This is a genomic window from Phormidium sp. CCY1219, assembly GCF_055795085.1.
This window is the reverse complement of sequence record NZ_JAYFEQ010000894.1, coordinates 1-26,609: the sequence shown is the minus strand read 5'-3', so window position 1 is coordinate 26,609 and position 26,609 is coordinate 1. Positions and strand designations below refer to the sequence as shown.

The following is a 26,609-nucleotide window of genomic DNA, read 5'->3' as shown; positions in this document are numbered from 1 at the left end:
ACCCTACTGCATTATTGTTTCGGCACATCGGGAGAGCAATCGCTAATTCTGCCCCGTAACAAATAGGTCGTCATGTCCCCTTTTCCTTTCACGTGAATGGTGCCGCGTTTTTCAAACAAAAACTTGTCTTGCAACAGTTGATAGGTCACTTCGGTGACTTGAATCGCCCCGGGGATGCCGTGAGATTCCATGCGAGAGGCGACATTCACCGTATCGCCCCACAAATCGTAAATAAACTTTTTCAATCCGATCACCCCCGCTACCACCGGACCGGAATGAATGCCGATGCGGATGGTAAACGGTTCGCGAGTTTTCGTGCTGAAGGCGATAATTTCTTGCTGCATATCTAACGCCATTTGCGCGATCGCTTCTGCATGATCCGCCCGGACAATCGGCAATCCGCCCACCACCATATAGGCATCTCCAATGGTTTTAATTTTTTCCAATCCGTGACGTTCCGCAAGGCGATCGAAGGAAGAAAAAATATCGTTGAGTAAGTGAACCAAGGCGGTGGGGGAAATGCGAGAAGAAAGTTGAGTAAAGCCGACAATATCCGCAAATAAAACCGTGGCTTCGGCAAATCCATCGGCGATCGTACTGTGATTTTGCTTCAGTTTTTCCGCGATCGCCTCGGGCAAAATATTAAGCAACAACTGTTCCGACTTTTCTCGTTCGCTTTGCAGGGCAATTTCGGCTTGTTTGCGTTCGGTAATATCGCGACAGAGGGCTAAAATTAATCGGCGATTCCCCGCTTCAATTAATCCCACGCGGGTATCCACCGGAAACGTTGTGCCATCCTGACGGCGATGAATGCCTTCGATCGCGATCGGAACTCCGGGAGTCATCTTTTGCCATTCGGTTTCCATTTTTTGCCACACTTTCTCATCTGCGATATCCCGCACCGATAACTGCAGCAATTCCGCGCGAGTGTATCCCAAACTATCGCAAGCAGCGCGATTTACATCAATAATTTTACCATTAACATCGTGAATAATAAACGCATCGGCGGCTTGTTCCATCACCGCGCGAAATCGCTGTTCGCTGTCTCTGCGCGCCGCTTCCGCTTCTTTGCGGGCAGTAACGTCGCGAATTGCTGCCACTCGCAGTTCGCGTCCTTTATAAGGCAGTATCTTGGCTTCGATTTCCACCACTAAGGTAGATCCGTCTTTTCTCAATCCTAACACTTCATAGGGCATTTCATCCCCGTAAACAATCTTTTTTAACACCGTTTCTCGATGTTCTGGCACCACGAAATTCAGTCCATTGGTGCCGATAATTTCCGAAATTTCATAGCCCAACATCCGCGCTACCGCTTGATTGGCATCGATAATTTTGCCATCTTCGTGGACGAGAATCCCTTCAAAGGTTGCGCCAGATAAGCGGCGAAATCGTTCTTCGCTTTCTTGTAAGGCTTGTTGCGCGTGTTTGCGATGGGTGATATCGCGAAAAGTGCCAGTATAAAAGGTAACTTCTCGTAATTGGACTTCGGTGATTGACACTTCTACCGGAAAGCGAGAACCATCGGCGCGAATGCCGATTAATTCGCAGGGGGTGCCGGCGGCCACAATTTCTGATAAAATTAATGCCAGTTTCTCGAGGAATTCCTCCCGGGAGGAGGAAACATCGAGTCCGAAGTCAATGAGTTTGTATAGTGGTAAGTAGAGCAACTGCTGGCGCGGATAGCCAAAGATGGCTGATGCACGGGGGTTGGCGGTGATAATTTCCACAGTGGGTTGGGCGAAGGTGGCGATCGCGTCTGTGGCGGTATTCACGATCGCTTCGTTGCGCGTCACCTCCTCTTCTAGGGCATCCATCACCTGATTGTAGCGATCGGCGATTTGTCCCACCTCGGTAAAGGGTTCCACCGGCACGCGCAAGCTCAAATCCTGTGTTTTCGCCTGAAAATCCATCACGCGAAACAAATCCAAAATCTCGGTTTTCGCACGGTGTTCCGAAACGTTCAGCCCAATATGTTCGTCGGCGGGGGACACTCGGAAGGGAAAATAAAAATTGACGACCTTTAGCACTAAGTAGCTGCTGCCAAATGCCAGGACAAAACAGGCGAAGGTGCCCAAAAACTGCACCCCAAACTGCTGCAACCGGGTTAACCCCGTATTCAGCAGATCGCTTTGCCCGAACCACGCCACCGCCAAGGTGCCCCAAATCCCGCCCCCCAAGTGAACCGGAATCGCACCCACCGCATCATCGATTTTCAGTCTCACTAATACTGCATCTACCCCGAGGGCGACTGCGCCGCCAATTGCCCCAATGGTCACTGCAGATAATCCGGTTACGGCATGACAGGAGGCGGTAATCGCCACCAAACCGGCCAGAGATCCATTCACCAGCACGTCTACATCCGGAATCCCCCGCGCCCGCCAAGCAAGCGTCATTGCGCTCATCATACCCGCCACCCCTGCGAGCACCGTATCCACAATTATTCCCGCAACTTGTTCGTTTAACGCCAGGGTACTTCCCCCATTAAACCCAAACCAACCCAACCATAAAATTAACGCTCCAAGCACGGAAATTGGCAGATTAGACCCGTGAATTTTTTCCGGTTTTCCCTGTTTGGGAAATCGACCGGCACGCGGTCCAACAATTAATAATGTGGCCAAAGAAACCCATCCGCCAATGCTGTGAACCACCGTAGAACCGGCAAAATCTACAAACCCCATTTTTCCTAACCAGCCGACAAACATTCCGGTCTGCGCCCCATTCCACGCCCAATGTCCGAAAATCGGATAAATTGCCCCAGAAATCAAGCAAGCCACTGTTAAATACGCGCTAAATTTCATCCGTTCTGCCACCGCACCGGAAACAATGGTAGTTGCCGTGCCGCAAAACATGGCTTGAAACAAAAAGAATGCGGCTTGAAATGGGGCAACATCTCCATCTAAAAAAAATCCACTGCCGCCAATCCATCCTCCCAGAGAATTGCCGAACATTAAGGCGAATCCAAATGCCCAAAATAACGCGACGGATAAGCCAAAATCGGTGAAGTTTTTTACGGCAACGTTGATGCTATTTTTAGAGCGGGTAAGTCCGGATTCCAAACACATAAATCCCGCTTGCATGATAAAAACTAAGCCGGAACAGAGTAAAAGCCAGAGAATATCGATGGTTTCGTAGGTGGGAATCTCTGTAGAGGTTTGTTCGCTAAATCGTCGTTCTTCGTTGCGCGTAATTGCGCTTTGCGGCGCGGTTTTGTCCTTATCAAAAGGAACGCTTAAATCGAGCGCTGGGAAATGGTGAAAAATCCTTCCTTCGTTGGAGGAGATTTCCCTTGGGGAGAGTCTACCGGGATTTTTTTCCCAGTCTAGATTCCCCGGAGATTGCGCTTGTACCGCCGCCGGGGAATCTGACACCCACTCCCTCGCCGAGAGGGGCTGGGCGGGAAGTCTAAATTGCATAATCGCGATCGCGATCGGGGTTAGCAGAAATAACGCTATGGGGAGAATAAATCGACGAGGCATAGATTCAAGAGTGAATGATAAAGAAGGGGTGGGTAGACCAGCGCAACCCCAACGGGGGCACCCTGTCCTCTCTTTAAACGCAGAATCACTGGGGAATTCCGCGCAAAATTAAGGGGAATGGCTTGGTTACTGGCAATTTTTTTTCTGAAAATAAATTGCATTGTTTAAAGAGGTTTTTACTGGAACTGACTTTGGGCAAAGCCAAATCGGTTGCATTTGCAAAATACCTGCTAGTAATTCACTGGGGCGATCGCATTTCGCCGATGTCCGGTATGACAATCGAGCCGCGATCGCCAGTGGGCAGGTTTCGAGCCACTCCCAAATCCGTTCTAACATAGCGATCGCTCAAATCCATAGAGGCAAGATAAAATTCACACCGACAAAATTAACTCCCCCGCCTTTTTTACCCCTTAAACTCCTAGCCAAACATTCATTTTTTCACCTTTATCTTTATGCATAAACTAGGCGAAAATTGCAATCTAAATGCATTAGATTACGGAAACCTGTAAAAGTAAATCTCTCCGTTAATTTTGCTTTACATTGCATATACAAAATAAACTTACCTAGAAAAGATGGTGGCGGCTGCCCCTCCAGTCTATTTTTTCCCATCCAGAAAATTTTTTTTGCTCCGATGATATGAAATCCAACAAAAAAGGGTATCCTAACCCTTAACCGCGCCACTTGGCGTTTCCAGTGGCCTCTAGGGGAGAAAATCCCTCAGCTAACTTTAGGGGTAAGCCCGTCGGTTTTTTAATCCAGCTAACTCATTTATTCACTCAGGTATGTTATGTGGAAACCATCCCGAATTGCCCTATCTCTCGCCTTGGTTTTATGCACTGCAACCCAGGCAAAAGCCCAGGATTTTGAAGAATTTTTACAAGGCATTTTAACCCCAGAAGAAATCCAAGTTCACCAACAAGTGGGGAGCAAAAAAGCCATGCAACTGGCGCGCGAAACTTGCACGGCGCTCAACGCCGGCGATTCGGTCACCGAATTTGCTACCGAAGTGGCACAGGCGATCGCCAGCGAAGGATTGCCCCAAGAACAATTAGAAGTGCGAGCGCTTTATAGCGGAAAAATCATCGCCGTCGGCGTGGCGATGTTTTGCCCGGAACATTTAATGCAGTTGCAAGAACTGCAACCTTAAACCGCCGATGGGAGCAGGTTGATAATTTTCCTTCGATCGCCGCTTGTAGAGACGCGATTAATCGCGTCTCTACCCAGACCCTAAACCGTGGCATTAACTCAGAAAAACCCGCTCCTACATTTCCAAATTTATCGCTTCAGTTTAAACACATCCACAAACAAAGAGGTATCGTCAATAAATCGCGCTTTATCCGGAGAATCATACACCACCAGTAGGGAATTTGGCTGTCCCAAGCAAGGAAATAGGGTGAGTCCTTCCGCCATATCGGTTTGCAAGGTAAACGGAAGGTGAAACAACACTTCCAAGTCCCCGGAATCTTGTTCCACCACGGTATCTTCATCCAGATCGAATACATCTTTCAGCCGAAAAACGCTCATCGCGGCATCCAGATCCATTGTCGCTCCGCCCATAATAATCATATCTTCGCCATCCAGACAGAGTTCTCGAATTCCTAACCCATCTAAATCTAGAAAATATTTTTTATAGGGTTGCCCGTCTTCGCCAATCTCTTTCAGCGTTAATACCCCCGGTTCGCTTTCTTCTACTTCAATTTCTAATATTACTGCCCATCCGCGTAGCACCGGACCGCGCAACCCGAGAAACACTTTATTCCCTTCTACGGCAATTCCTTCTATATCTAAGCCATTTTCCTTGCTCGGAATAAAATTGGACACAAATATGCCTAGATGTTCGTCTTTTTTTAGGCTCTCGATGAGGATATTATTGTTGTCGGTTTGTTGTAGATACGCGGCGGTTACTTTGCCTTCCGAGCTATCATCTTCGGTGTAGGATTGGAACGGTTCGCCGTCGATAATCGGCACTCGAGCCAGTAAGTAGCGATTGTAGTCGCTCTTGATAGTCGCGAGTCTGTCCAGATTTTTTTCTGTGGATTTTTTGGATTTGGGTTTTTTGCGCTTGGTGCTGTGGGAGCCGGTTACCCACAGGTAGCCGTTGGAATAATCCATGCCTTCAATGTCGATTTCATCGTCCTCATTGAATAAGTTGATGTAGTTTTTTAGCTTGAATTTTGTGTGATTTGCGTAAATATAAGGGGCAACGGGAGAAAGGCGCTCGATGGTGAGAAATTCATCGGAACCCACCCACAAACTGCCATCTGGGGTCAGCGCTACGGCGGAAAGTTCTTCGAGCAAATCTTCTTTTTCACTGTCGAACTGTAGCAGTACGCGACTGAGTAAAAAATGTTCTGGCATGATGAGGTAATGGTGCTAAAAATACACAAGATAAGAGACCGATTCGTCTCTTCAAACAGGGTGCAAATTATTTTGCATCCAATTCTGGAGAAGACGGAGGCTCGGCGTTGGCGTTCCCCGATAAGAGCCTGGGAACGAGTTATTACACGAGTCATCGATCGCGGATCTATTAATATCCTATAATTTTTCCAAAGATTGACATCTACCAAAAGAAATATATTTACCCAGATTGTCCTTTTTTGGGGGCGCGATCGCTGGGGATACACAGTCCCCTACCCCTTAGCCTTTTCCTGAGCAATGGGAAGCGATCGCGCGAGTCGTTCTATTGTCTGCGTTTATCTGGCAACTTCTTGGCCAAATAATTTACTCAGCCTCAGTTGCAGAAACCGCCGGAATTTCACTACAAACATCATAAAAAGATGTGGTGGGCGCTGTGGCAAATAAATGGGACATTTCGTTTAATATTGCTTGGTAAGCCTCGTTTTGATTGGCTTCCATATCTTCAATGCTGTCCCACAAGATAACCGCAATCCCTTTATCGCTGTTCGGTTCTTGCAATAAATACGCTCCCTTGAATCCAGTGGTATAAGTGGACACCGCTTTTTCAAAAAGCTGTTTCGCTTCGTCAAATTTACCGGGTTTGAATTCCCCGATCGCCACATAAGCACATTTGCGCTTCAGAAAATCTAAAAATTCGCTCATCTCTGTGGTTCCTCCTCTAAAACAGTTAGGGTCACGATATCAATGGCAACATCCACGATGCTCGCATTTGCGATCGCAACGTCGGCACGCGCCAAATTGTCTCTGCTGACTTTTTTTAGAGTACCATTATCAGATCGCGTTTTTCCCCGGGGGTTTCTCAATTTTTCTGGGTGCGGATTTTTTCCCCTAGCGATCGCCCTTCCGCCTTTCCCCAATTGACCTCAGATAGAAACTATGCTACGATAGGTTAATTTACAATTTTGCTTTCCAAGAGCGGGGGAAATTTTGACACCGGTAACGGTTCCCTCAATCTTCCCGAATTTTAAAGTAAACGGGTCTCAGTGAATCGCCCATTTCCCCCTCGGCGATCGCCGCTGCAAATCTTCACAAATAATTAAACTTTAACCCATTGACAAACCCCCTGGGCGGCAACAGAATAGAGATAGATATAAATGCACTTCAGTATTCGGGCGGGATGGGATGAAAAATGAAAAATAAACAACAGCAAAAAGGATTTTGGCGCACTTGGATGGGTGCGGGAATGGTGGGAATGGCGATCGCCCTTGGAACCTGGGGGATTCCCACGGTGGCGATCGCCTCTCCAGGGTTTTCCCACCCCCAAATCGCGCAACTGAACTGCAACAACCCTCAAACCCAGAGCGAAATGAATGCTTGCGCGGCGCGAAACTGGCAAAGTGCCGATCGCGAACTCAATCAGGTCTATCAAACCCTGACTCCGAACCTGTCGCCTTCCCGACGACAAAAATTAGTCACCGCACAACGCCGATGGATTGAATTTCGCGATGCGGAATGCGAATTTTATAGCAGTTTAATTGCTTACGGGGGCAGCATGCAACCGATGCTGCGATCGGGTTGTATGGAAACTCTCACGGAACAACGCAGCAGCGAGCTTTACCAATATCGGCGCGGGGAAATTCCCAGGGCGATCGGGACGAACTATCAAAGCAGCGATCGGCGACTCAACACCGTCTACCAGCAGCTCATGGGGAAACTTGAAGGTTTCCTCAAGGAGCAATTAAAAGATGCGGAACTCGCCTGGATCGCCTATCGGGATGCTTTGTGCGAATTCGAGCGTACCGGTGGCGGAAATGCCGGCTACGATACTTGCATGATTCGCACCACGGAACAGCGCACGGTTCAGCTCGAAAATCATCTGTAAGATACCACGTTGTAGAATGCCTCTCCCGAGGGGAGGTGCGTGACGCCCGGTTTCGTCCCTAGCGGGTTTCCCGCAGATTTAGGGCGGGGCGTCACGCACCCTACGTGAGTTCGGTCGGTTTGTTGCCAAGCGGAGATTATACCCGCCGCAAGTCCAGGGTGAGGGGATATTCGCGACTCGGGGGTAACGATGGCACTTGTAAGGTACCGTGAGTGTGACCCTCGGGCACAAAACGGGCAGCCAGTCGCGTTTGCGCCTCTCGCTGGTTCACCGGCAAATCGGCCCATTCCTCTCCGCGCGGGTGTTGGGCATAGTAAGTGCAGCCGCCGATCGCGCGATTCGCCCAAGTATCCACGATATCGAACCGTAACGGCACGTGAGGGTCGATCGCCGGATGCAGGCAAGCGGCAATTTTCCGCGCCCGATAGCGCACCCCGGCGACAAACACTCCTGCCACTTCGGTCGATTGCAACGGTACCGGATACCCATTGCAGGTGACAATGTGCCGCCCCTCGGTGGCTCCGCGCAGCAACACCTGCAACCGTTCCATCGAGGAATCCACATAGCGGGCAGTGCCTCGGCGGGAGGCTTCTTCTCCCAGCACATACCACGGTTCGATCGCCCGCCGCAATTCGAGCTGCACCCCATCCCGGAGTATCTCCCCATACCGGGGGAAGCGAAAGTCCAAAAACGGCGCAAACCACTCTAGCTCAAAGGGATAGCCGGCATCGTGCAACTCGCGCACCACATCGCCGATATCGGCGTAGACGTAGTGCGGGAGCAAAAAGCGATCGTGTAACTGGGTTCCCCAGCGCACCAGTTTATGAGTATAAGGTTGCTGCCAGAACCGCGCCACCAACGCGCGAATCAACAATGACAGCACCAGCGCCATTTCCGGGTGCGGGGGCATTTCAAACCCGCGCAATTCCAGCAATCCCACTTGGTTGCGCGGATTTTCCACCGGATAGAGTTTATCCAGGCAAAACTCGCAGCGATGGGTATTGCCGGTGACATCGATGAGCAGGTTGCGTAACAAGCGATCGACCACTTCCGGGGGCAGGGGATTTTCCGCCCCGGGGCCACCGGCAGGGGTGGCGCGATCGCGCGTCAGTTGGGAAAAGGCAATTTCCAGCTCGTATAAGCTTTCGTGGCGCGCCTCATCCACGCGCGGGGCCTGACTGGTGGCACCCACAAACAACCCAGAGAACAAGTAAGACAAACTGGGATGATTTTGCCAGTAAGTTATCAGACTTCGCAACAGATCCGGGCGTCGCAGTAACGGACTTTCTTCCGGGGTGACGCCGCCTAGGGTAATGTGAGACCCGCCCCCGGTGCCGATGCGATCGCCTTCTGTGGTGTATTTTTCGGTTCCCAGCCGGCATTCTCTGGCGTCTTCGTAGAGCGTAGTCGTCGTGCGAACCAGTTCTTCCCAACTGTGCGCCGGATGCAGGTTCACTTCGATTACCCCCGGATCTGGGGTGATTTGGAAGCCTTGCAATCGCCGATCGCGCGGTGGCGCATAGCCTTCGATTCGCACGGGATAGCCCGTGGCGGCGGCGGTGTCTTCGATGCAGGCGATCAGGTCTAGATAGCTATCTGCCCGATTGATGGGAGGAATAAACACCTGTAGGCATCCCTCTCTCACTTGAACGCAGAGGGCCACTTGGATGCTGTTTGCGGCGGTGCGGTGCTGGCTTTGTTTCTCACTAAGGGATTCGCTTCTGGCAGCCACCCGCGCCGCCATATCTCCCAAGGGCTGTTTGCTGGCATCGGGATGCAGTGGGGCTTCGGTTTGCAGCTCCGAGTCGGGCACCCAGGACATTCTATCCAGGGGCAGGCGATATCCCGCCGGGGAGTCCCCGGGAATCAACACCAAGCGATCGCGCGGGGGTTCCCACAGGCAACTGCGCCACCCCTCTTTGCCGTTGTGGCTCACCCAAATTAAGGGTAAGGCATAGGCGGCGATTTCGCTGTCGGCGGTGTCTTCGTAGGCGGCGATCGCGCAGTCGGGGGCAACCCCTAACCGTTGTGCGATTTCCGTCAGGAACTTGGCGGCTTCGGCGTGAGAGTAGCCGTAGTCTTTGGCATCGCGAGCCATGAGGGCGCGATCGCGCCAAATCGGCAGACCATCCTTGCGCCAATAACAGCCTAACGCCCAGCGGGGTAAGGGTTCTCCGGGATACCACTTCCCTTGTCCGTAATGGAGCAATCCCCCCGGTGCGAAGCGATCGCGCAGTTGTTCCAGCAAAATTCCCGCCCGCGCGCGTTTCTCCTCACCCAGTGCCCCGGTGCGCCACTGCACGGACTCGCGATCGTCCAGGGCGATAAAGGTGGGTTCTCCCCCCATCGTCAATCGCACCTCGGCGGCGTGGAGTCGTTCGTCCACCCGCTCGCCCAACCGCTGGATTGCCTGCCATTGGCTGGAAGTATAGGGCGCGGTTCCCGGTTCTGGTGCGGCAAATCGAGAAACCCTCACGGCAAATTCCAGGGTGGACTCGCACGCAGATATCGTTCCCGCGATCGGCTCCGCATGGCGCGGATCTGCCGCACAGGCAAGGGGCACATGCCCTTCGGCGGCGAACATGCCCGAGGTGGGGTCGAGTCCGATCCATCCCGCACCGGGTAAATACACCTCGGCCCAAGCGTGCAAGTCGGCGGTATCGGTTGTGATTTTTCGGGGTTCGTCTGGTGCGGGTTCCTCCGGCACCAATTGAATCAGATATCCCGAGACAAACCGCGCCGCCAAGCCGCAATGACGGAGAATTTGCACCAATAACCACGCCGTATCCCGACAGGAACCCTCCCGTTTCTCCAGGGTTTCTTCACAAGATTGGATGCCTTCTTCTAAGCGGATTTTGTAGGCAATACACTGCTGGATTTTTTGGGCGATCGCGCCGAGAAAGGTGGTGATAAAGCTGCTTTGTGCCTTCACCGGTTCGAGCCATTGCTTTAACAGCGGCCCAGACTCTCGCACCTGCAAGCAGGGGGCGAGTTCTTTGGCGATGTCCTCTGGATAGGCAAACGGATAGCTCGCCGCGTAGTTTTCCACTAAAAAATCAAAGGGATTAATCGGCTGCAGCTCCGCGATTAAATCCACCTCAAATTTTAAAACCTCGGTCTTCTCCGGAAAATTCGCTCTCGCAAGCCAATTGCCCCAGATATCTTGTCGCCAATAGAGGGCATGATTCTCCGGTGCAATTTGCAAAGAGTAACTGTGAATGGAGGTGCGACAGTGGGGAGAAGGGCGCAGCCGCACCGTATGTGGCCCTAAAGTCACTGCCCGATCGAATCTATAGACTTTCCGATGATTTAGGGCAACTTTAATCGACATGGTAGAGGGTGATTGCTAAATAATTAAACCAGTCGGGGAACAGGAGATTCCCCGGAATAGCCTACCCGAAAATCGGGTTTAGTTTAAGGTGTGACCGCAATTCGAGCAAAAGCGATCGCTAGCGCTTACCCCCGCTCCACATTGGGGACAAAAATTCCGCCCCGACTGTCTCGCCGGCTGAGAGTCTCCCATGCTCATTTGCATGTTTCCCATTCGCATTTCCATCGGATTTGCCCGCATTTCCATGTCCCCCATTTTCATCGGTTTCATGGGTTGCATCGGTTCCATTGGTTGCATCGGTTGCATCGGTTGCATCGGTTCCATCGGTTGCATCGGTTCCATTGTCGGTTCGCTCGCTACCGAGGTGGAAGTTTGTTGCATTTGCGCGACTTCGGCACCCGCCAAGGTAGGCATACTGCTCATCGCGCTCATCCCATTCGATTGAATGGAAATGAAATGCGCTCCGCCTTCGGTATCAATTCGCAAGATAGCGCCACCCCCCATCCGATATAGAGTCGGCGGTTTGGTCCATTTTCCAGTAGAAAAACCGCTGCTGGCTTGTTGCTGCTGACCCCCACTGCCACTCATTAAGGTGACGATGGTTTGATTTCCCCGATCTTCGACAAAAATTTGCTGACCGCTACCTAGGTTGCACGTGTAAGCCACGATTGATTGCCTCCCGGCATTACATACAGTTGCTTTTTTATTTTAAAACAGGTTGTGGCAACTTTTTCGCCTTTTGATGCAGATTGAGACAATTTGAAACTAAACTTTAAATTTATTTAATATTTGTTCGCCTTTAGTTCAGATTTCGGTTACAGCAGGCGCAGTAATCTTCGCCAAATTGTCAGGAATAGCTGACAATTTGGCATGGCGATCGCTTCGCGCCAAAACCGATCGCCATTGCCAGGAATGGATCCATTTAGGCAGAAAACGGCTACCCTGTCTGCAAGGCGATCGCCCGCCGCTGGCCAAAAATCCGCTTAAACAAGTCATGTTGCGGTCACAATGTCATAAAATTTTAATATAGTGCCCGATCGCTTTTGGACAAACTCATTTAAAACCCCCGCAACAACATGTCAGTAGAACACAATATCATTTTGGATCTGACCACGGTATTGGGCGCATCTGCCCTGGGCGGATATCTCGCCAAACGGCTCAACCAACCCGTCTTGTTAGGATATTTAGCCAGCGGTTTGCTCGTCGGCCCGTTTGGTTTCAAATTGTTAAGCGAACTCGAGGAGATTAAAGCCCTAGCCGAAATCGGTGTCGCTTTTTTACTCTTCGCCCTCGGGGTGGAATTTTCCCTCGCCGAACTCAAGCGGGTTAAAGATATTGCAATTAAAGGCAGTTTGCTCGAAATTGGCTTAACCCTCTCCTTGGTGGCCCTGTTAGTGACCGCGATCGCCGGCCCAGAACGATTCACCCAAGGGATATTTCTCGGCGCAATTTTTTCCCTCTCCTCCACCGCAGTGGTGCTTAAAACCCTCACGGAACGCGGGGAAATCCACACGGTTCACGGGCAAGTCATGCTGGCCATCTTGATTGCCCAAGATTTAGCCTTAGGGCTGATGCTGGCGATTTTGCCCGCCCTGCAACAACCAGAACATCTGTTGGTTGCGATCGCGATCGCCTTACTCAAAGGAGCCATCTTTTTAACCGCCGCTTTAGCCGCCGGCAAATGGCTGGTTCCTCCCTTAATCAAAGCCGTCGCTCAAACCGACAGTAGCGAGTTATTTCTCCTCACCGTCATCGCCCTGTGTTTGGGCGTGGCATTAATTACCGCCGGATTGGGTCTATCCATTGAAATGGGAGCCTTTGTCGCGGGATTGATGATTTCGGAAATCGACCATGCAGACCAAGCGTTGGCAAAAATCCTCCCCTTGCGCGATACATTTGCCAGTTTGTTTTTTGCCTCGGTGGGTATGCTCATCGACCCCGCTATTCTCATGGAAAATTTTGGCTGGATTTTAGGCATGGTGGCCCTGGTGATGGTGGGCAAAGCCGCGATTATTTTCCCCATCGTTTTAAAATTTGGTTACTCGTTTAAAACCGCTACTATTTCTGCTTTGGGATTAAATCAAATTGGGGAATTTTCCTTTGTTTTGGCGTTGGTAGGTCTAGAACAAGGCTTTATTAGCGAGAAAATCTATCTGCTGCTGTTGGGAACCACTGCGATTACCTTGGTGCTGACGCCACTTGGGTTAAAATGCTCCCCCACCTTGGCAGAAAAGGCAATCGAAATGCCCGGGTTGGGGAATTATTTGCGCCGGTTTCGCGGGACGAAATCTCTCTCGATTCCAGAAACCATTTCCAATCATGTAGTCGTCGCCGGTTACGGGCGAGTGGGCCAAACCACGGTGAAGATTTTGCAAAATTTGGGCTATCCGATATTAGTCATTGAAAATAGCGAAGCCGCCATCCAACGACTGCGATCGCAACATATTCCCTATATTCTCGGCGATGCGGATTCAGAATTGGTGCTGAAAAAAGCCCATCTGGAAAAAGCCAAAGCTCTGGCGATCGCCCTTCCGGACCCCACCAGTACCCGATTGCTCCTCAAACGCGCTTTAACAATTGCCCCGAGTCTGGATGTGGTGGCCCGATGTCATTACAATCGCGAAATCGATTTACTCACCCAATTAGGCGCGTGGGAAGTGGTTCAACCAGAATTTGAAGCAGGTTTAGAAATCGGTGCCCATTTGCTCACCCACCTGGGCGAATCTCCATCCACCATTCACTCAGTAATGACCTCGATTCGCGGCGATCGCTATCTCAGCGTTCGTTCGGAACGTTCCATCCGCTGGAAACAACAAGACCTCAACCAGGTTTTACCGGAACTCAATAGCCAATGGATGACAATTCCGCCGGATTCCCCGTTCGATCTCCAGACTCTCGCACAAACCGATATTCGCAACCGCACCGGCGTCACGGTGATGGCGGTGCGACATAATCAGGAAATCTGCTACTATCCTAAAGGCGAAACGCGCTTGCACGCCGGGGATAAAGTATTGGCGATCGGCGAACCGCAGGAATTGGAACGCTTTAACCAGATGATGCAAGGTGGCTTTGCGGTCAAACCATAACGGTGGAATGGGGAGGGTTATGCTACCTGTTCCCTCTACGATAGTCATTAGCAATAAAACAATGAGACGATCGCTTCGGATCTATCACCTGAAAGAAGCGATCGCTTTTTTAATATTAAAACTCGTTTGACCTAACTCCTTTTCTCCCAAGCAGCAGATTGACCGATCCAAAGCTCATGGTCAATCCACTACTCGGATTAATCCTTTGTGTAAGTCATCGTAAATTTTATCTACTCTGTGTTTCTCTTGTGGGTTTAATGTATTATTCAAGACCACGGACATCAGTAAGGACTGATCCTTGCGGGTAATTCGCCGAGAGGTCAAAATTTTATCGGCGATTTGGCGAACGTCATGCTGATTTTGAGAAAGCATCATCTGCATCATTCCAGGAAAACTTTTGTAAACTCTATTTTTATTGTCCGTATTTCCCCGTAATTTTGCAGTGACTTTACCCCCCTCTCAGAACGATCGCGATCGCCGGGATTCGTGATTTCGGTCACTGTGCAAAAATCCCTCAAACCCTCATCGGGCGGGAATTTCATCTTGTAAACCCCCGATCGCGCCTCCCTCCCCTGCTTTCCCGGGCACTCTGACCCCACAAAAGGCTCCATCTCCGGATTTGCCATTTCGCAACAGGGATGAGGTTCCCCAGACATGCCCGTTTGCGATCGTCCCCCCCTGACATCTCCGGGGAGTCACGCACTCAGGCGTCACGGTTCGATCGAGATTTCTTACCTAAATTAACAGTTCCCAGCACCTGCTGGGAACTTGTCATTAAACCTTATGCCTGATTCCACAATTGCTTGATTTTGCCGGGAAGCGTCTCGCCAATTTCAGCGATTCGTTCCGGGGATAATTCCTCTTTCGTTGCTGAAAATACCGCTTTCACCACTCGTTCGGGTTCGGTATATTTCGGCATCGATCCTTCATTGGCGACCCGGAACAAAAAGCGCTCGTCTTTAATCTCTAACGGCGGACGAATGCGACTGAGAAATGCCACCAGGGGATTGGTATCTTTCCACAGTTCGGCAATTTCCATTTGCAGGCTTTTGTCATCGGTGGGCATCGCTTCTTTGTGCAGTTCTTCCCCCACGCGATCGCTCGCTTCTGTGGTCATCATATCGCGCATCACGCGATAGACAATGACGGTGATATCGCGAGCATCAAAAATATCGTACAGTTTCCCTTTCACCATCACTTTTTCCAGAAAAGGCATCTGCTCGATGGGAATCGGTGCCTTTTTGCCCTGTTTTAGGGATTCCGGTGGCTTCGCCTCCATTTTTTCTAACATTTGCCGACCTTTATCGGTTAAAGCGGCTTTTTTCAAGTGGATGGTCTCGGGTAATGGTTCTACGCCTCCTTGGGGTTCGCCGGTAAACTCAGCTGTGATATATTTTTTTTGATTGAGGTAATCGATGTTGCCCAGTAAATCTTTTTCTGTCACCTGGCGATCGGCTAAATCTTCCCGCGTCAAATTGACATCGTGGGGTTGTTGATTATCGCCGCTTTCTTTAATTTTTTTGAGGACGATATAGGCTAAGTCGTCTCGTACCTCGATTGTCATAAAAGTCTCCACGGTTTTAACTAAAATTCCCGGTGCGATCGCGCAGTTTCCTAGGGTGGAAATTCTCCCCCACCCAAGTCCTTACCCGAGAACACAATCTCGGGGCGATTCACTCCCGCTGTCGGCTCGATTCTATCCAGCCGTTCCCTGTTGCTGGAAACGAGAATCGCGATCGCCACGGTCAACTTTTAGCGTAGCAGTTGCACGTTGACACTTTATCTGTCAAAAGATAGAAATTAGTTTGGCCTGCCAAACCCTCAATGTCAACTGCAATCAGAAATCCGGCGGTCAAACCGCTGTTTTAAATCAGTTGTAGGGCTTATGGTTCTACTCCCCCGCTTCTGATACACTCTGCGATCGCTGCAACACAAAGCGATCGCCGTAGCGCAACAGAACCTCGAGGGTCTGTAAGCGATTCTCCCAACTCTGAATTTGATAGGGATTGTGCAAAGAATGCAAATTCATCCAATCCTCGAATTCCCCGCGAAACGCCCGTAACGCCTCCCGGGCAGACTGCAACGCTTCCCCCGAAGGATCCGCCGCCAGGTCATCGAGGGCTGCACCCAACTCGGCGACATTTGCCTGAAACTGAGTGAGTTGAGGTTCTCGAATCCAGAGGCGATCGCCCCCCAACAAAAAGCGCCATTCTCGCTGCAACATCTCGAAGCGCGCCGCCGCCGCCGCAAAGGGTTCGCGGTAGGGAATCGGCATATCGGAACTCGCCGGCGATCGCCCTTGGGTGCGCTGGAAAATCCCCTGCAGTTCCTCGCTCACATTTTCTACAGCAAACAACGCATATCCCCCCGCCGACACATTTCGCAACGCCTGAATCTGATCCACCGCCACAATCTCGGGCAAATCCAACAAGCGAATCGCGGGTAACACCAGCACCGACCCCAGATCCGCTTCCTCGAGCCAAGGTTGAGCCAATTTCTCCAAACGGTTGGTATCCATTGCATAGGTCATGGGCACCACCAAATCCACATGGCCCTCCCGCGCCCAAGCTTCCCAATTTTGCTGAATTTTATTCAACCGTTCGTGACGACTTAACGGAAACACCGCCACGGAAATCACCAGATCCGATCGCAAATTTCGCAACTGTTGCGACGCTTCGGCCACAAACTCATCCACTTGCGCCACCCGAAACTCGGTCCACTGCTGCCACAACTGGCGATCGTCCGGCGTAATCTCCATCGGATCGACCCCGGTTAATTGCTCGAACTCGCGCCGCGCCACCTCCCCATATCCATAGCTGCGTTCGGCGCTGGGGTCTTGAAACGGATAGCGGATGTAATCCAACTGCACCCCATCCACCTCGTAGCGGGTGACAATTTCCGACAACAACCCGAGCAAATACCGCCGCACCTCCGGATTTGCCGGATCCAAAAACGGCTTAGTTTGTCCGGGGGGAATCATCATTCCGTCCTCGGTATAGTTCGCCCAACTTGGATGAGCGCTAATCAGCGGTCCGGGATAGGTGGGAGGTTGGTTGAGCAAGGCATTGTGCCGTTGATTGCCGGCAGCAAACGTCCACACCCAAGCGTGCAACTCCATGTCGCGATCGTGCGCCAATTTCACCGCCGCCGCCAGGGGATCCCAATTGCGGGTGAGGGGATTTTGTGCCGGCGCAACTCCAGACGGATAAATCGGATAACCGGCATTGACGGTTTCAAAAAACACCGTATTAATGCCTGCGGCGGCTAAGCGATCGAAAATCTGCGCCAGTCCCCGTTCGGATCCGGCGCGGACGATCGAGGCGCGATCGAGCCAGATGGCGCGAATTTCCGGTTGCCCGAATACCCCTTCAAGGGGATAGTGGTTCCAGAGCAAATCGCGAATTTCCAACCATTGGGAACGGGCGCTGGCATAGTCTTGGCGCTGCACCAGATCGGGAAATTCTTGCAGCATCGCCTTGGCGGAGGCGATCGCTTCGGCGGTGGCGCGAAATGCCCTGGGAGTTGCCGCCACCAGACCTTCTGGCGATCGCATGTCTGCCGCGATTTCTCCCTCTTTCCTGTTTCCCCCCGTATCCACTACGGAAATCGACGATAGGGTAATCTCCCCGGGCAATTCTGCTAATCCCTCGCCGAGACTTGCCGCTGCTGGCAAGGTTTCATGCACGGAAGCGGTAATCAAGGCGCTTTCCACCCGCCCCAGGAGATGTTCTAGTTCTTGACGCATGGCGATCGCTTCCACGGAAGTAATCGGCAGGGGTCCTCTTTCTACCTCTAATCCGGGCGAAGCCACTTGTTCCGCCGGATCCGCCACCGCCGCCCCCTCGGAATTCACCGCCACTTGCCCCCCAATCGGTGGTGTCGCCGGCGCTTGCGCCACCGGGGGCGATGGCGGCGGGGTTTGGGTTTGCGGGGGTGTCGCCGGTTCTTGCGCCACCGGGGGCGATGGTGGCGGGGTTTGGGTTTGCGGGGGTGTCGCCTCCGGAAGTTCTGGGGTTACGGTATCTTCCGGTAAATAAGGCAGGGTATCCTCGCGCGGTGGATTGGCAGGGGCGGGTGCCGGTGCCGGGGATGCCGCCGGGGGAGGTGGCGGTGGCGCGGGTGCCGGTGTCGCGGGTGCCGCCGTAGTCGGTGGCGGTGGCGCGGGTGCCGGTGTCGCGGGTGCCTCTGGGGTGGGCGGCGGTTCTGCTGTGGTGGTTTGGCGTTGCGCCGCCGACTCGCGCAGTTGCTCTGCGGCGGTGGGGGTTTCTCGGGCCGGATTCTCTGGCGCGGGCGGAGTTGGCGTGGGGGATGGGGAGGCGGGGGCTTCGTTGTCGGTAATGCGGACCCGGGTGTTGCTTGGGTTTTGCCGTCGCGATCGCAAAATTGCCGCGCGCAACCAGGCGCTATCGTAGGCGACATCGGCATGATTGCCCCATTCCCAGCCGAAAAATGTGGTGCGATCGCTGACAATCACCGCCGCCGGTCCCGGGGTCGGTCCCCAGGTGGTCATTACCTGCGTGTTAAAGCCTTTCGGCGCGATTCTCCCCCCGGGAAGCGTCCGACTCTCTACATTTTCCGGTATCCAATTCGCAGGACAAAGCATCTCGCTGCGACAAGGAATCGGTTGCATGGTTAGGGGTTCGCCCAAGGGCGCTTCCCAGTAGGCACCCACAATTGAGGTTAACGCTTGCCGCACTCCATCCGGGGAATCCACCCCCAGCGGTCCGGTGACGATCGCCCGCACCCCCTGACTCATCACGGTTTCTAGTTGCAGCACTTGCTCCGAGGTCCATTGTCTGATGTTGGGCAGCACTAACAGGGTAATGTCATTCTCCCGCACCGTTTGCGCCATTGCATCGATTTCGACCACGGTGTAGGAAATGCCGGCTGCTCTGAGTCTTTGGTCGATCGCCTGCCACTGTGCCGCGTTATCCTCACTGCGAACCACTCCCACATGCAAGGAGGCGTTTTCCGGCAGGGGTTGGGCGCTTTGTTTCAGGGGTTGCGGCGCTGTAGGGTTTGCCGGATCTGCGGCGGGCGTCTGGGCGCTGACGCCGGTGAAGGCGGCTGGAGTTACCAAAACTACGCTGCTGATGAGGGTTGCCAGCATCGCGGTCCGGCTGTAGCAAGACCATCTCGACAATTTGGGGGTCATTCGATCGGCTTGCATTGCTGGGTTTACCCCTGGTTTTCCCGGGGGCCACGATGGAGAGGTTTGAAAGCAGCGATCGCTCATCACGCTTACCTTGGCCGAATAAAATGCTAAGGGCTTATTCTATCAGTTTTTTTCGGCAATTTTCACTTTCCCTATTTTTTTTGGGGGCTTTTTCTTTCTCCCTCTCTCTATGTCTTTGTGGCTGTTTCCCTCTCCAGCGTCGCTTCCCTGGCGCTCTGGTTCTCGGCTTTCTTGCCCCCTCGCTCTCATACTGCACCCACCGCCAAGGTGACGCCGAATTCCCTCTTTAGGCGTCGCTCTTTTTCCCTCACCCATTTGGCGGCGATGGTTTACTCCGTTAAAGCATTTCATCTCACAAGTGAGTAGGGTGGGCAGGGCTTCTCGATCTAAGTTGCTCCCAGCAAACAGCCCAATTGCCCTGCCCACCAAAAACCCCTCGATAGTGAGTAGGGTGGGCAGGGCTTCTCGATCTAAGTTGCTCCCAGCAAACAGCCCAATTGCCCTGCCCACCAAAAAGCTACTTCAACTTTTTCTATATTTATACCAATTGCCTAAAACCTCGATAGAAATCCGATGATGGATTAAGGAAATTGGTGCAATGGAAGGATTAAATTTATATCGAGATATCCTGGAAGAAACAATCTGTTATGGCAAATTTTTGCAGCGGTGCGTGACCCCCCGAATTCCATTGTTTGATGTTCCCACCGATTGGGAACGGGGGGTCACGCACCCTACGAAACAAAGGCTTTTGCTTGTTTGGATTTGGTTTCCTCAAATTCTCTTTTATTTTATCGACAAAAGTAATTTTTTATCAAAAAAATAAATTAAAATTGCAATTGTTTGGTTTTAAAACCGAGTTATTTATAACTTCCAGTGGGTAAATTGTCCGATTTTCTGCGGTTATCATACCCACTGGAAAAGCAGCGCCTTCTTGAAGGTTTTAACGCCGATGAATTGCGGCTTCTGTGAGGCAAAAACTGCCGATTAATTGCCTAATTAAAAGGAGCTGAACTCAGGTAGAGTTCGGGGGAAACGCCTGCAAACGCGCTGCGCCTCCGGTGCGCCGGGGAGCACTAGGGTTGCTCGATGGTTTCGTTCACGGGGAAGCGATCGAGAAGCTGAATCGCACGATAGGCATTAGTTTTTAACTCTTCGTAGATATGGGGAACGTGGGGAACCTGAGACAAGAAATCCAGAGTCCGACGCAAAATCCGCACGATATCTCCTTCATCCAACGTCGTATGGGCACACAGTTCGCTCCATTCCACCCCTAACGCCCATTCTTCCACCAATCCAATCAACTCCCGTTCCAACCAAATGGGCAAAGTCACATCATGTCGATGCTGGATTTGAAACAGTTTCCGACGCAACCCTTGCAGTTGCGAGAGTGCGTTTTTCACCGGTGGGGAAACTTGATAGCTGGTCCAAGTATCGGGACGGGACACTTCGGTGACTAAAGCGGCACAGGCAGCCGCAAACTGATGCGGACCGAGGCCATTGAGGGACCCACTCATCAGTGCCAGACCCAACCACAATTCGTTATCCCCGCGAATGGCAGCGGCGCTTTCGCCGATTTCGGTCACGTCAAAACTGGGGGTGGTTTCTTCTGCCTCTTCTTCTGCTTCGGGGGGATTTTCCACCATTCGCAAGCAGCCCACTTGTAGCAAGATATGAATCAGCGCCAGAAAATCATCCCAGTGGGAAGAAAGCTGGCGATCGAGTCCGCTGCGAATTTTCTCGATCTGGCTATCGAGTTTCTGGCAGCGTTTTTCCAGTTTTAGCAAGCTGCCGGGGTCGCCGTATTTATTCAGCGGATGGGTTTTCAGTTTCTCTTGCACGGCAGCAAGGCGTTGGGCTTGGGCTTCCACTTCTGGGGCGTAAAACGACTCGAGGGAGTCGGGAATCGCTTGCGCGATCGCCGCCGTTTCTTCGTTCCCTTTGCGCGACTGTCCGGGTTTGAGAATCAGTTCCACGGGCGGTTCGGGCACCTCCCATTTCCCCCACTGGGGCAACACCTCGTGCAGGGCCACCACATCGCTACTCGAGGCCACATACCACCGATTATTCTTCCCCAAACAAATCAAATTCGGCGATTGTCCCGATCCGGGCACTTTGCCGATTAACACCGCTAGAATCGGCTCTTTGGCGGAAATGTGGCGACCTTTGAGACTGAGCATCTGTCCCGGTTCGCTGGTGGGCAGGGCTTGCGCCGCGATCGCCGCATTGGTTTCCAAGGCTTGCACTTCTAAGGTCTTCAGCAGCCGTTTTTCCGCTTTCAGCCGCTCTCGTAACTTCTGATACCCCTTGCACAGATCCTCGTCTACTTCGGCCAATTTCGTCTCCATCTGCTGCCGCTTTTGCTCGAGTTCCTCCAGTTCTTCTAATTTCGGCTGCAGGTGCATGGTGGCAATATACTGCCCAAAGCTGGATTCTACCAGTTCTTTCGTTTCTTCCAAGCTGTGGGTTTGCAGCAAGTTGAGGACCATCCCATAGGTGGGGGTAAACTGGCTGACGAGGGGATCGGGTCCGACGGTGGCTAAATATGCGGCTTCTCTCGCGCCTTCAAACCGGGTCTGCACGGTCACTACATGCCCCCGTTCGTCCATCCCGCGTCTGCCCGCGCGACCGGACATTTGCAAAAATTCGGAGGCTTTCAGCAGTCGGTGCCCGTCATCGGTGCGCTTGGATAAACTGGAAATCACTGTGGTGCGTGCGGGCATGTTAATCCCGGCGGCAAGGGTCTCGGTGGCAAATACCACTTTAATCAATCCTTGCTGAAATAACTCTTCCACAAATCCCTTCCAGGTGGGTAAAATGCCGGCATGATGGGCGGCAATTCCCTGCAACAAGGGTTTCACCTGTCCCACTCGCTCCGCTTCGGGATTTTTCCGCAAAAATTCTTCCACTTTTTGCCGCAAGACCCGCGCTTCGCCTGGGTTGACTAGATTGAGTTCGCTGACTTCTTCCACGGCGCGATCGCATCCTCGGCGCGAGAAAATAAAATAAATCGCCGGCAGCATATCCCGCTCGCGCAAATGAGTCAAAACGCTCCCTAGATTGGGCACGTCCCGATTCTTTCCCCCTCTCCCTTTGCTCGGATTCCTCAGCAGGCGCGGGTTGATTTTGTTTTGCTTGCGGTTGAGTAGGGGAAATAACCCTTTGGAATTGCAAAAGTAAAAACCCAAGGGCACCGGTCGGTAGTTGGAGTAAATCAGCTCTGTCGGGCCATGTACTTGCTCGATCCAGTCGGTGAGTTGCGAGGCGTTGGCTACGGTGGCGGAAAGCGCCACCAGTTGGATTTCTGGCGGACAGTAAATGATGGATTCTTCCCATACCGTCCCTCGGGCGCGATCGTTCATGTAGTGGCACTCGTCGAGTACCACCGCTTCTACCCCGGTTAAGGAGGTGCCTACCGCACCAATTGAGGTGCCGTAGAGCATGTTGCGAAAAATTTCGGTGGTCATCACCAGGATGGGGGCATCGCGATCGATCGACATATCCCCAGTGAGCAATCCGACGTTGTGGGAGCCGAATAATTCCCGAAAGTCTCGCAATTTCTGGTTCGATAGGGCTTTGAGTGGCGTCGTGTAGAAAATTCGCCCGCCACCCTGCAAGGCTCGGTGAATGGTATATTCGCCGATTAGGGTTTTCCCAGATCCGGTGGGGGCACAGACGACGACGGATCGTCCAGCTTCTAAGGCGGCGATCGCCTGTAGCTGGAATTCATCTAACTCAAAGGGAAATAGGCTTTTTAGATTTTGTTCTAACAACTTAGGTGAAACAGTCACACACTTACACTCTCGATTGATTTTGTTGGCTGATTCTGTGGCACTCTGGCGACTTGAAGGTTTTCCCTCCCGCACGCTTGCGTCCCACGAAGGTCGATCGCACCGTTGCATTTATAATTGTGACATTTTTGCCGGAAGGGGTTCGCTGGCGCTGTGCGCCCAAGATTCCTTCTGTTTCTCAGTTGGCTTGCCGATTGAGTGACACAAAGGTTTGATTAAACAAAATTGTTTCGATCTATCATAGCAATTCTGTCCCGGTTGAGACGCTGTGCCGCTCTCCTCGTCTGGAAACGTTTCTCCCGGTTTCCTCCCACGCCTCTCTCGTTTCCCTACCTCGTTTTTTGCCTCCACTCCACGCTTTGCATGGATCCTGTGTCTGCGTCATGGATGCTTGACATCTATCGGCGTGGATGAAAAAAATGCTTTTTTCTCTTCTTCCCCTCACCCTTCCTTTGCCGATCGCTACTGTTTCCCCGCCCTAGGATTTACAATTTTCGCAGCAGTTCGGGGAGTAGCTCTCCGGGCACTTTGGCCAGGGCCAGATTTTGTCCGGCAATGCCAAATTCTCGATAAAAGGTGCGGATAGTTTGCACCACGTAGTGCAAGGCGGTTTGATGCAGTTGCGGTTGCTGTTGCCATCCTTGTAGGGCTTGCAGGTGATGGTGCAAGGCGGCTTCTAAATGTTGCGATCGCTCTTTTTCTTCGGTGACGGTGCCGGTTTCGCTCACCAGTTGGTAATGAGCAATTCCGAGATTATTGTGGGCGGCAAAGCGATCGAATGCCAGCATGGGGGCGCGGCCCTCTCCCACCCGGGATGCTTGCACCAGGGTCTCGACGATCGCCAATGCTGCATCATAGGCGGCGATCGCTTCGCGCAAAAACTCCCCTCGCAACCCCGGATCCGCTTTCGAGTGGTTCGCTAAATGCCAATAGGCGGTGCCTAAATTATTCTGCGTCGCCGCACAGGCGGCGGGCATCTCTTTGGCATTTCGATAAATTAACGCAATTTCGTAAGCCGCTACGGCAAGCATCAAATAATCGGCGGGTCTCTCGTACTGCGCTAAATTCCAATATGCCGTACCGAGATTGTTTTGAATCATCCCATATTCCCGGGGTTGCTCTTCCCGGGAATGATGGCGCAAGGCTTCGCTATACGCCCCGATCGCTTGGTGCAAATTCGCCACCGGTTCGCAATGTTGCGCTAAATTCCAATATGCCGTTCCTAAATTATTCTGCGTCGCTGCATAGGCTCTGGCATTCGCCGGGGGGTCGCTTTCTAATGCGCCTTTGCGACAGTTTAATGCTTCATTATAAGCGGCAATCGATCGCTGCAAATTCTCTACGCGCGAGCCATATCGAGCCATCTCCCCATAAACCGCTCCTAAGTTATTCTGAATTCTCCCCCAACTTTCACTTTGCTTTTGCCCCGCTAACGGGTTTAACCCGCGCCGATACACTTCAATTGCCCGCTCTAAATCGGCGATTTTCTCTTCACTATTCTCGCCACTTCTCGCGCGCATCCAATAAAAATTCCCGAGGTCATTGGTCAAATCGGCCCACAATGGATTGTCCGGTTCGAGCAGTGCTAGCACGCGATCGTAGGCGAGAATGGCAATTTCCAGGTATTGTGAGTTATATTCACGACTTGCACTTGGACTCACCTCACTTTTGCCCTTGCCTTCCCCACTCGGGGTGAGTAACTCGCGATAAAAATTGCCTAACTTAAAATAAGTATCCGCCAGTTCTACTGCCGATGCGGATTGTGCGTGCAATTGCTTTAAGCGATCGAGCAGTTGCAAGGGCACCGAGAAGGTCTCGGATTTTTTAGAAATATCATTGACATTTTCACTCGTTTGTGATAAACAAGTCTCTCGCACCCACTGGATTAATTTTGCTGGGGGAGCTGATGCCACACTCGGAGTCGGAATCTCAGGTGGAGCCTCCTCGGACTCGCCAGGAGACGCAGGTTGCCCTATGGGAAGCAGTAACGAGGCGATCGCGGGTTTCTCGGCGGGGGATGGCGCAGATCCCGGCGATGCTTCTAACTCGGCAACCTCCCGATTTTCGGATCCCGCTTCCGGGCCGGAATGAGCGATCGCCGTTTCCCCGTCTTCTTTCTCTTTTGCTGTTTTCGGTGCCTCCACCCGTTGCGGCATCGGAATCACCCGCCTCGGCGCGCGATCGCTTTCTCGTCTCTCGTCAATCGGCGTGGGGTCTCCCTCAAATTCAAATACCCCGGTCCGACAGCGCCAAAACTCCGGGGCGGATTGTTGGATCGTATGGCACCAGGGACGCGGTACCCACAGCAGCAAACTGCATTCGCCAATCCGAGGTACCGAAGTTTCCACTAACCGCAGCTCGATTTCGCGCAACTGATTCAGAAAAAACCATTGCACGCTCGTTGAATGGCGGGTTAAGTGTTCGATACCGAGAATCTGAAACACCGGCATGGGCGATCGCTCGGTGGGCGGCGGATTGCGCTCTAACCATTCCGCGATCGCCGCGTACGGATTGGGATCCGCGAGGTCTAACTGGATGCTCACCACTCCCGGATACCTGCGCGATCGCAACGGCGTCACCACAAACTCTCCCTCCGGAGACGATCCACCGCGATCGCCCACCTCGGTTTCTAACCGCCTCGCCAGTTGGTTCCGCAAGCGCATGTCATCGCAAACCGCCAAAAAAATTTGACGGCGCAAACCCAGACTCAGCGCCAGTTTGAGCTGCTTGTAGTTTTGCCGATTTAAACCCAATCCTTTTTCGGGAAAAATATCCGTTACCAACATGCTACCAGCATTGCAAGCCGAGGCTACCTACAAAAAACGAGGGCGATGCGACGATCCTTGGACAATATGATGCACAACTCCTTTTTCTTGTTTGGGATAGCAGCTTCAGGAGTTCTCCTCTGTGGGGGTTTCCGCCTCTTTTTTCTCCCGCCAGTGCCTTTCTGTGGTTTCGCGATCGCTCCATGACCCCAAAAAACCAGGTGCCCCTCTACTTAAAGCACCTGGTTACTGACTTATCACTGTCAGAATTTGGGCAAAATTACCCTTTTTGCTGGCTCTAGCTCATCCCACCAGACACCGACACCGCCAACACAATTAAGCCGCTCACCAACAGCAGGGCAAACACCGCCTGCACGAGATAGTTCCGTTGTTGCTTCTTGTTGGGAGGCTTGGCAGTGTACATCTTCGGCTCTTTCGCAAAATTATTCAGCAATCCACCATCTTCCGTATAGGGCATGTTATTAAACCTTACTGCGTTTTTACCTACTTTTACTCTACCAAATAATTGCCACTTTTTATCACTGTATGGCTATAGAATTTATGAATTAATTTTGGTAGAGAGAGTTGCAGATTGACAATCAGGTTAAAGCGGCTCGGAAAATGATGGCTAGGGTTGACAGGCGGATGGGGATTGGGTATAATGAACCCTAGGGGGCAGGCAGGGCGCAAAAGCAATGCTTAAATTGCTTAAAAGCGCTGCCTGCCCCATCGAATTTCCGTTACCTT

At 52.1% G+C, this 26,609-nt stretch carries 15 protein-coding genes; 3 read left to right on the top strand and 12 right to left on the bottom strand.

The window, feature by feature from the left end; translation table 11 throughout:
- Positions 1-11 precede the first annotated feature (11 nt).
- Positions 12-3,476 carry an ammonium transporter gene (amt, locus tag AC0QH1_RS29430; RefSeq protein WP_324635005.1) on the bottom strand — a complete coding sequence of 1,155 codons (3,465 nt, stop codon included), beginning with the start codon at positions 3,474-3,476 and terminating at the stop codon, positions 12-14.
- Between the two features lie 787 nt (positions 3,477-4,263).
- On the opposite strand from amt, the gene AC0QH1_RS29425 reads away from it, so the two are divergent.
- Positions 4,264-4,623, top strand: a complete 360-nt coding sequence (locus AC0QH1_RS29425; protein WP_324635004.1) for a DUF732 domain-containing protein — start codon at positions 4,264-4,266, stop codon at positions 4,621-4,623.
- Between the two features lie 128 nt (positions 4,624-4,751).
- Here AC0QH1_RS29425 and AC0QH1_RS29420 read toward each other — a convergent pair whose 3' ends face one another.
- The gene (locus AC0QH1_RS29420; RefSeq protein ID WP_324635003.1) at positions 4,752-5,834 is read right to left on the bottom strand and encodes a DUF3616 domain-containing protein; all 1,083 of its coding nucleotides are present in this window, start codon (positions 5,832-5,834) and stop codon (positions 4,752-4,754) included.
- A 363-nt stretch (positions 5,835-6,197) separates the two neighbouring features.
- On the bottom strand, positions 6,198-6,536 hold the full coding sequence (locus tag AC0QH1_RS29415) for an antibiotic biosynthesis monooxygenase (protein WP_324635002.1): 339 nt from the start codon (positions 6,534-6,536) through the stop codon (positions 6,198-6,200).
- Between the two features lie 487 nt (positions 6,537-7,023).
- Here AC0QH1_RS29415 and AC0QH1_RS29410 point away from each other — a divergent pair, with 487 nt between their 5' ends.
- Positions 7,024-7,716: a lysozyme inhibitor LprI family protein gene (locus tag AC0QH1_RS29410; RefSeq protein WP_324635001.1), complete on the top strand. Its 693-nt coding sequence runs from the start codon at positions 7,024-7,026 to the stop codon at positions 7,714-7,716.
- Between the two features lie 136 nt (positions 7,717-7,852).
- Here the strand turns inward: AC0QH1_RS29410 and AC0QH1_RS29405 are convergent, their stop codons facing one another.
- From AC0QH1_RS29405 to AC0QH1_RS29395, 3 genes are all read right to left on the bottom strand, one after another.
- Entirely contained in the window at positions 7,853-11,047 is a 3,195-nt protein-coding gene (locus AC0QH1_RS29405; protein WP_324635000.1) for a transglutaminase family protein, read from the bottom strand.
- A gap of 78 nt (positions 11,048-11,125) precedes the next feature.
- Positions 11,126-11,713: a zinc ribbon domain-containing protein gene (locus tag AC0QH1_RS29400; protein ID WP_324634999.1), complete on the bottom strand. Its 588-nt coding sequence runs from the start codon at positions 11,711-11,713 to the stop codon at positions 11,126-11,128.
- A gap of 138 nt (positions 11,714-11,851) precedes the next feature.
- Positions 11,852-12,043 (bottom strand): hypothetical protein, encoded by a 192-nt coding sequence (locus AC0QH1_RS29395; protein ID WP_324634998.1) that lies wholly within the window; start codon positions 12,041-12,043, stop codon positions 11,852-11,854.
- 80 nt (positions 12,044-12,123) lie between these two features.
- On the opposite strand from AC0QH1_RS29395, the gene AC0QH1_RS29390 reads away from it, so the two are divergent.
- The gene (locus AC0QH1_RS29390) at positions 12,124-14,133 is read left to right on the top strand and encodes a monovalent cation:proton antiporter family protein (protein ID WP_324634997.1); all 2,010 of its coding nucleotides are present in this window, start codon (positions 12,124-12,126) and stop codon (positions 14,131-14,133) included.
- Positions 14,134-14,313: 180 nt separating this feature from the next.
- On the opposite strand, the gene AC0QH1_RS29385 is transcribed toward AC0QH1_RS29390, so the two are convergent.
- The 6 genes from AC0QH1_RS29385 to psb34 all read right to left on the bottom strand — a co-directional run bounded on the left by AC0QH1_RS29385 (position 14,314) and on the right by psb34 (position 26,340).
- Positions 14,314-14,508, bottom strand: coding sequence for a hypothetical protein (locus AC0QH1_RS29385; RefSeq protein WP_324634996.1), 195 nt, complete (start codon positions 14,506-14,508; stop codon positions 14,314-14,316).
- 406 nt (positions 14,509-14,914) lie between these two features.
- Positions 14,915-15,697: a DUF2267 domain-containing protein gene (locus AC0QH1_RS29380; RefSeq protein ID WP_324634995.1), complete on the bottom strand. Its 783-nt coding sequence runs from the start codon at positions 15,695-15,697 to the stop codon at positions 14,915-14,917.
- A gap of 327 nt (positions 15,698-16,024) precedes the next feature.
- Positions 16,025-19,303, bottom strand: coding sequence for a family 10 glycosylhydrolase (locus AC0QH1_RS29375; RefSeq protein WP_324634994.1), 3,279 nt, complete (start codon positions 19,301-19,303; stop codon positions 16,025-16,027).
- A 1,079-nt stretch (positions 19,304-20,382) separates the two neighbouring features.
- Positions 20,383-23,097: a DEAD/DEAH box helicase gene (locus tag AC0QH1_RS29370; RefSeq protein WP_324634993.1), complete on the bottom strand. Its 2,715-nt coding sequence runs from the start codon at positions 23,095-23,097 to the stop codon at positions 20,383-20,385.
- A 485-nt stretch (positions 23,098-23,582) separates the two neighbouring features.
- Positions 23,583-25,883 (bottom strand): tetratricopeptide repeat protein, encoded by a 2,301-nt coding sequence (locus AC0QH1_RS29365; RefSeq protein WP_324634992.1) that lies wholly within the window; start codon positions 25,881-25,883, stop codon positions 23,583-23,585.
- Between the two features lie 277 nt (positions 25,884-26,160).
- On the bottom strand, positions 26,161-26,340 hold the full coding sequence (gene psb34, locus AC0QH1_RS29360; RefSeq protein WP_324634991.1) for a photosystem II assembly protein Psb34: 180 nt from the start codon (positions 26,338-26,340) through the stop codon (positions 26,161-26,163).
- Positions 26,341-26,609: the final 269 nt, after the last annotated feature.

Bases quoted from the DNA above. Each gene is read 5' to 3' on its own strand.
- amt (WP_324635005.1), bottom strand. From the start codon at position 3,476: ATGCCTCGTCGATTTATTCTCCCCATAGCGTTATTTCTGCTAACCCCG.
- AC0QH1_RS29425 (WP_324635004.1), top strand. From the start codon at position 4,264: ATGTGGAAACCATCCCGAATTGCCCTATCTCTCGCCTTGGTTTTATGC.
- AC0QH1_RS29420 (WP_324635003.1), bottom strand. From the start codon at position 5,834: ATGCCAGAACATTTTTTACTCAGTCGCGTACTGCTACAGTTCGACAGT.
- AC0QH1_RS29415 (WP_324635002.1), bottom strand. From the start codon at position 6,536: ATGAGCGAATTTTTAGATTTTCTGAAGCGCAAATGTGCTTATGTGGCG.
- AC0QH1_RS29410 (WP_324635001.1), top strand. From the start codon at position 7,024: ATGAAAAATAAACAACAGCAAAAAGGATTTTGGCGCACTTGGATGGGT.
- AC0QH1_RS29405 (WP_324635000.1), bottom strand. From the start codon at position 11,047: ATGTCGATTAAAGTTGCCCTAAATCATCGGAAAGTCTATAGATTCGAT.
- AC0QH1_RS29395 (WP_324634998.1), bottom strand. From the start codon at position 12,043: ATGACTTGTTTAAGCGGATTTTTGGCCAGCGGCGGGCGATCGCCTTGC.
- AC0QH1_RS29390 (WP_324634997.1), top strand. From the start codon at position 12,124: ATGTCAGTAGAACACAATATCATTTTGGATCTGACCACGGTATTGGGC.
- AC0QH1_RS29385 (WP_324634996.1), bottom strand. From the start codon at position 14,508: ATGATGCTTTCTCAAAATCAGCATGACGTTCGCCAAATCGCCGATAAA.
- AC0QH1_RS29380 (WP_324634995.1), bottom strand. From the start codon at position 15,697: ATGACAATCGAGGTACGAGACGACTTAGCCTATATCGTCCTCAAAAAA.
- AC0QH1_RS29375 (WP_324634994.1), bottom strand. From the start codon at position 19,303: ATGCAAGCCGATCGAATGACCCCCAAATTGTCGAGATGGTCTTGCTAC.
- AC0QH1_RS29365 (WP_324634992.1), bottom strand. From the start codon at position 25,883: ATGTTGGTAACGGATATTTTTCCCGAAAAAGGATTGGGTTTAAATCGG.
- psb34 (WP_324634991.1), bottom strand. From the start codon at position 26,340: ATGCCCTATACGGAAGATGGTGGATTGCTGAATAATTTTGCGAAAGAG.